Raw genomic sequence first — 5,645 nt, 5'->3', positions numbered from 1 at the left:
GGGCGTGTTGGCCGCGAAGCGGCGTAACGCACCGATTCCTCATCGTCATTCTCGCCCGTAGGGCGGGAATTCAGCCTTTCTCTTTTTGTTTTCCCGTATGCGAAGTTTCTTCTGTTCTTCCGAGGGGGGAAGGGGCCCTGCGTGCCGGGGGTTGTGACGTGGGGCCGGTGAAGTTTTAAAAGGCCGCGTGGTTGATGCTGAAATACGGCGGATAAAAAAACTCTGAGTTTGATCTAAAAAGCAGTTGACACCGGGAGGGGGGTGGGGTTATAAACCGGCCTCCGAAGAACGGAAGGGTTGTTGTTCGGGGTGTCGGCGCTGATTTCGAGGTTGTGATTTTGGCGGTTGACAGGGGCTCTGAGGTTGTAGTAACTTTAGAGCTTCGCGCCGGGTTACCGGCGCCGGGTTGATCTTTGAAAACCGAATAGCGAAGAATAAAGTCGTGACAGGCCTAGAAATGAAAAGAGCTTGTGATTCGGCCGGGATTTTTCACTGGTTTATAAATTAAACTGGAGAGTTTGATCCTGGCTCAGAACGAACGCTGGCGGCGTGCTTAACACATGCAAGTCGAACGCGAAAGGGGCTTCGGCCCTGAGTAGAGTGGCAGACGGGTGAGTAACACGTGGGTAATTTGTCCTTGGGTGTGGAATAACTACCCGAAAGGGTGGCTAATACCGCATAAGACCACGTCTCTTCGGAGATGCGGTAAAAGATTTCGGTTGCCTGAGGAGGAGCCCGCGGCCGATTAGCTAGTTGGTGAGGTAATGGCTCACCAAGGCATCGATCGGTAGCTGGTCTGAGAGGATGATCAGCCACACTGGTACTTAGACACGGACCAGACTCCTACGGGAGGCAGCAGTGGGGAATATTGCGCAATGGGCGAAAGCCTGACGCAGCAACGCCGCGTGGGTGATGAAGGCCTTCGGGTCGTAAAGCCCTGTCAGATGGGAAGAAACCTGGTAACAGCTGACGGTACCATCAAAGGAAGCACCGGCTAACTCCGTGCCAGCAGCCGCGGTAATACGGAGGGTGCAAGCGTTGTTCGGAATCACTGGGCGTAAAGGGAGCGTAGGCGGACCTTAAAGTCTGATGTGAAAGCCCGGGGCTCAACCCCGGAAGTGCATTGGATACTTGAGGTCTTGAGTTCGGGAGAGGAAGGCAGAATTCCCGGTGTAGGGGTGAAATCCGTAGAGATCGGGAGGAAAACCAGTGGCGAAGGCGGCCTTCTGGAACGAAACTGACGCTGAGGCTCGAAAGCGTGGGGAGCAAACAGGATTAGAGACCCTGGTAGTCCACGCTGTAAACGATGGGTGCTAGGTGTAGGGGTTATTAACAATCTCTGTGCCGAAGCTAACGCGATAAGCACCCCGCCTGGGGAGTACGGTCGCAAGACTAAAACTCAAAGGAATTGACGGGGGCCTGCACAAGCGGTGGAGTATGTGGTTTAATTCGACGCAACGCGCAGAACCTTACCTGGGTTTGACATACCTTGATTGCCGTAGAGATACGGAGTCCCCTTCGGGGGCAAGGATACAGGTGCTGCATGGCTGTCGTCAGCTCGTGTCGTGAGATGTTGGGTTAAGTCCCGCAACGAGCGCAACCCCTGTCCCATGTTGCCATCGGGTAAAGCCGGGCACTCTTGGGAGACTGCCGGTGTCAAGCCGGAGGAAGGTGGGGATGACGTCAAGTCCTCATGGCCCTTATGCCCAGGGCTACACACGTACTACAATGGTCGGTACAAAGAGACGCTAGCCCGCGAGGGGACGCAAATCTCAAAAAGCCGGTCTCAGTTCGGATTGGAGTCTGCAACTCGACTCCATGAAGGCGGAATCGCTAGTAATCGCGGATCAGCATGCCGCGGTGAATCCGTTCCCGGGCCTTGTACACACCGCCCGTCACACCATGAGAGTCGCTTGTACCAGAAGTGCATGGGCTAACCGCAAGGAGGCAGTGCACCAAGGTATGGGCGGTAATTGGGGTGAAGTCGTAACAAGGTAGCCGTTCCGGAAGGAGCGGCTGGATCACCTCCTTTCTAAGGTAGTAAAAAACAAAGTACTTGCGCTTTTCGCATGGGCGCAAGACTCAAGGTGACATGCGAAACAAACTCCAAGGTAGTAAAGCCGTGGAAATGAAGGCTGAAAATCAGGCTCTTTATCCAGGCAATAAACGACTAGACGCTTCGCTGTTCGGTTTTGAGGGATCAACCCCTTTTTGCGCCACGGGTTCGTGTGGCTGCTCTTTGAAAATGGTTTAGAAAGTTTGATGGAAACGGCGACCCGCCTTCGCTGGAGCTACGGCGAGGCAAGGCAGGCGCGGCTTTCCGTTACCGGCCAGGTTATGACGGCGGGGACGAAAAGGAAGCGACGGCAACGATTCGGGAAACGTCGCGAGTGGCACGTCTGCAAGGCTAAAAAGCAGGCGCGGCTTTCCGTTACCGGCGAGGAATCCCGCAGTGAGAGGGTGAGACAGTAATGAAAATTACGGCGAACCCTCGAACGAGGACATGACGACGCCGGGGGCGGAAAGGATGCGCCGGCAGGTTTCCAAAGAACTTTCTCAGTGGACCACGGGCCTATAGCTCAGTTGGTTAGAGCGCACGCCTGATAAGCGTGAGGTCGGTAGTTCAAATCTACCTAGGCCCACCACTTATTGGGCGGATAAGAGCTGGGTCGTAGCGGCAAACGGGGGTGTAGCTCAGTTGGGAGAGCGCCTGCCTTGCACGCAGGAGGCCATCGGTTCGAACCCGTTCACCTCCACCAGCGCCGCCGGCGAATTTGGGGGGTAACGAGGTTGGGTGGTACACTGAAAACAAACTTGGGAGACTTCTTCGCTGATTGGCGTAGAAGGCTCTCTGGATCTTTGACAATTTCATATGGTAGTGGAAAGAAAAGCGTTTTTTTATAAGGCGCTGAGTACTCTTAACGCAAATTAGGAAATAGGCGTATCAAGCTAATAAGGGCGTATGGTGGATGCCTTGGCACCAGTCGGCGATGAAGGACGCGGGTAGCTGCGAAAAGTCTCGGGGAGCTGCTAATCAAGCATTGATCCGGGAATGTCCGAATGGGGAAACCCGGCGGGAGTAAATAACCCGTCATCGCGCGCTGAACACATAGGCGCGACGAAGCGAACGAGGGGAAGTGAAACATCTCAGTACCCTCAGGAAAAGAAAGTAAACAAACGATTCCCCAAGTAGTGGCGAGCGAAAGGGGACGAGCCCAAACCACGTGTGCGTGATAGGCTGCGACCGTTTCACATGTGGGGTTGTGGGTGTCTGTTTGAGTCTCTTGCAGGAGTCTCGGGAAGTTACAAAGGCAATGGCTAGCTGAAGCTTCTGGGAAGGAGCGTCACAGAGGGTGACAACCCCGTAAGCGAAAGCCAGTGCCCTTCCTTACAGACCACCCGAGTACCGCGGGACACGAGAAATCCCGTGGGAAGCCGGAAGGACCATCTTCCAAGGCTAAATACGAGCTGGTGACCGATAGTGAACAAGTACCGTGAGGGAAAGGTGAAAAGCACCCCGTTGAGGGGGGTGAAATAGTCTCTGAAACCATGCGCCTACAATCTGTGGGAGCCCTATGGCCTTCGGGCAAGGGGTGACTGCGTGCCTTTTGCATAATGAGTCAGCGAGTTACTTTGTGCAGCGAGGTTAAGCCGAGAGAGGTGGAGCCGAAGCGAAAGCGAGTCTGAATAGGGCGACGAAGTTGCACGGAGTAGACCCGAAACCGAGTGATCTATCCATGTCCAGGGTAAAGCTGGGGTAAGACCCAGTGGAGGCCCGAACCGTAGAAAGTTGAAAATTTCCCGGATGAGGTGTGGATAGGGGTGAAAGGCCAATCAAACTCGGTGATAGCTGGTTCTCCCCGAAATATATTGAGGTATAGCCTCGCACGGTAGCCAACGGAGGTAGAGCACTGGATGGGCTAGGGCCCTTACCGGGGTACCAAACCTAACCAAACTCCGAATGCCGTTGGTGGAACTGCGGGAGTCAGACTGCGGGGGATAAGCTCCGTAGTCGAGAGGGAAAAAGCCCAGACCTACAGCTAAGGTCCCAAAATCCATGCTAAGTGGGAAAGGATGTGGGACTGCCCGGACAGCCAGGAGGTTGGCTTAGAAGCAGCCATCCTTTAAAGAAAGCGTAATAGCTCACTGGTCGAGCGGGCCTGCGCCCAAGATGTAACGGGGCTCAAGCATGGTACCGAAGCTTAGGATTTGCACTTTAGTGCAAGTGGTAGGGGAGCGTTCTTTCAGGGAAGAAGCCTGACCGTAAGGACAGGTGGACTTGAAGGAAGTGCTTATGCTGACATGAGTAGCGATAAAGCGGGTGAGAATCCCGCTCGCCGAAAACCCAAGGTTTCCTGGGGAAGGTTCGTCCGCCCAGGGTAAGTCGACACCCTAAGCCGAGGCCGAAAGGCGTAGGTGATGGGAAACAGGTTAATATTCCTGTACCACCGCACTCGCGTTACCACCGAAGGGGGGACGCAGAAGGGCAGGTCAGCCGGGTAATGGATGTCCCGGTTTAAGCGTGTAGGCGGGGAGCCCAGGCAAATCCGGGTTCCCATTAAAACGCCGAGGCGTGACGACGAGGCCGCTTTAGGCCGAAGTGACTGATCCCACGCTGCCGAGAAAAGCCCCTAGGGAGTTAGTGAGGTGAACGTACCGCAAACCGACACAGGTGGGTGAGGAGAGAATCCTAAGGCGCGTGAGAGAACTCTGGCTAAGGAACTCGGCAAAATAACACCGTAACTTCGGGAGAAGGTGTGCCCTCCCGTGTGAAAGGACTTGCTCCTGGAGCATAAGAGGGTTGCAGAGAAATGGCGGTAGCGACTGTTTATCAAAAACACAGGACTCTGCTAAGTCGCAAGACGATGTATAGGGTCTGACGCCTGCCCGGTGCCGGAAGGTTAAGGAGAGAGGTTAGCGCAAGCGAAGCTTTGAACCGAAGCCCCGGTAAACGGCGGCCGTAACTATAACGGTCCTAAGGTAGCGAAATTCCTTGTCGGGTAAGTTCCGACCTGCACGAATGGCGTAACGACTTCCGCACTGTCTCAGCCAGAGACTCAGCGAAATTGAAGTGGCGGTGAAAATACCGTCAACCCGCGACAAGACGGAAAGACCCCGTGAACCTTTACTATAGCTTGGCAATGGATTTCGGGTCAGCATGTGTAGGATAGGTGGGAGACAATGAAACCGGGACGCTAGTTTCGGTGGAGTCAACCTTGAAATACCACCCTTGCTGTTCTGGGATTCTAACCTGGATCCGTAATCCGGATCAGGGACATTGCCTGGTGGGTAGTTTGACTGGGGCGGTCGCCTCCCAAAAAGTAACGGAGGCGCGCGAAGGTTCCCTCAGACGGATTGGAAACCCGTCGTCGAGTGCAAAGGCATAAGGGAGCTTAACTGCGAGACAAACAAGTCGAGCAGATGCGAAAGCAGGTCTTAGTGATCCGGCGGTTCCGCATGGAAGGGCCGTCGCTCAACGGATAAAAGGTACTCCGGGGATAACAGGCTGATACCCCCCAAGAGTCCACATCGACGGGGGTGTTTGGCACCTCGATGTCGGCTCGTCACATCCCGGGGCTGGAGCAGGTCCCAAGGGTTCGGCTGTTCGCCGATTAAAGTGGTACGCGAGCTGGGTTCAGAACGTC

1 protein-coding gene, 2 tRNA genes and 2 rRNA genes are annotated in these 5,645 nt (G+C 54.8%); all 5 read left to right on the top strand.

Annotated features, from left to right (window positions below; translation table 11 throughout):
* Window positions 1-507 precede the first annotated feature (507 nt).
* Window positions 508-2,038: ribosomal RNA gene (locus tag EPN96_12835) — 16S ribosomal RNA — on the top strand.
* A gap of 224 nt (window positions 2,039-2,262) precedes the next feature.
* Window positions 2,263-2,472, top strand: a complete 210-nt coding sequence (locus EPN96_12830) for a hypothetical protein (protein TAL15468.1) — start codon at window positions 2,263-2,265, stop codon at window positions 2,470-2,472.
* 96 nt (window positions 2,473-2,568) lie between these two features.
* A tRNA-Ile gene (locus EPN96_12825) sits at window positions 2,569-2,645 on the top strand.
* A 38-nt stretch (window positions 2,646-2,683) separates the two neighbouring features.
* Window positions 2,684-2,759: transfer RNA gene (locus tag EPN96_12820), tRNA-Ala, on the top strand.
* Between the two features lie 184 nt (window positions 2,760-2,943).
* A 23S ribosomal RNA gene (locus EPN96_12815) occupies window positions 2,944-5,645 on the top strand; the annotation flags it as partial.

The organism is bacterium, from assembly GCA_004322275.1.
Taxonomy (GTDB): domain Bacteria; phylum Desulfobacterota; class Deferrisomatia; order Deferrisomatales; family BM512; genus SCTA01.
This window is presented reverse-complemented; position numbering and strand designations above follow the sequence as displayed.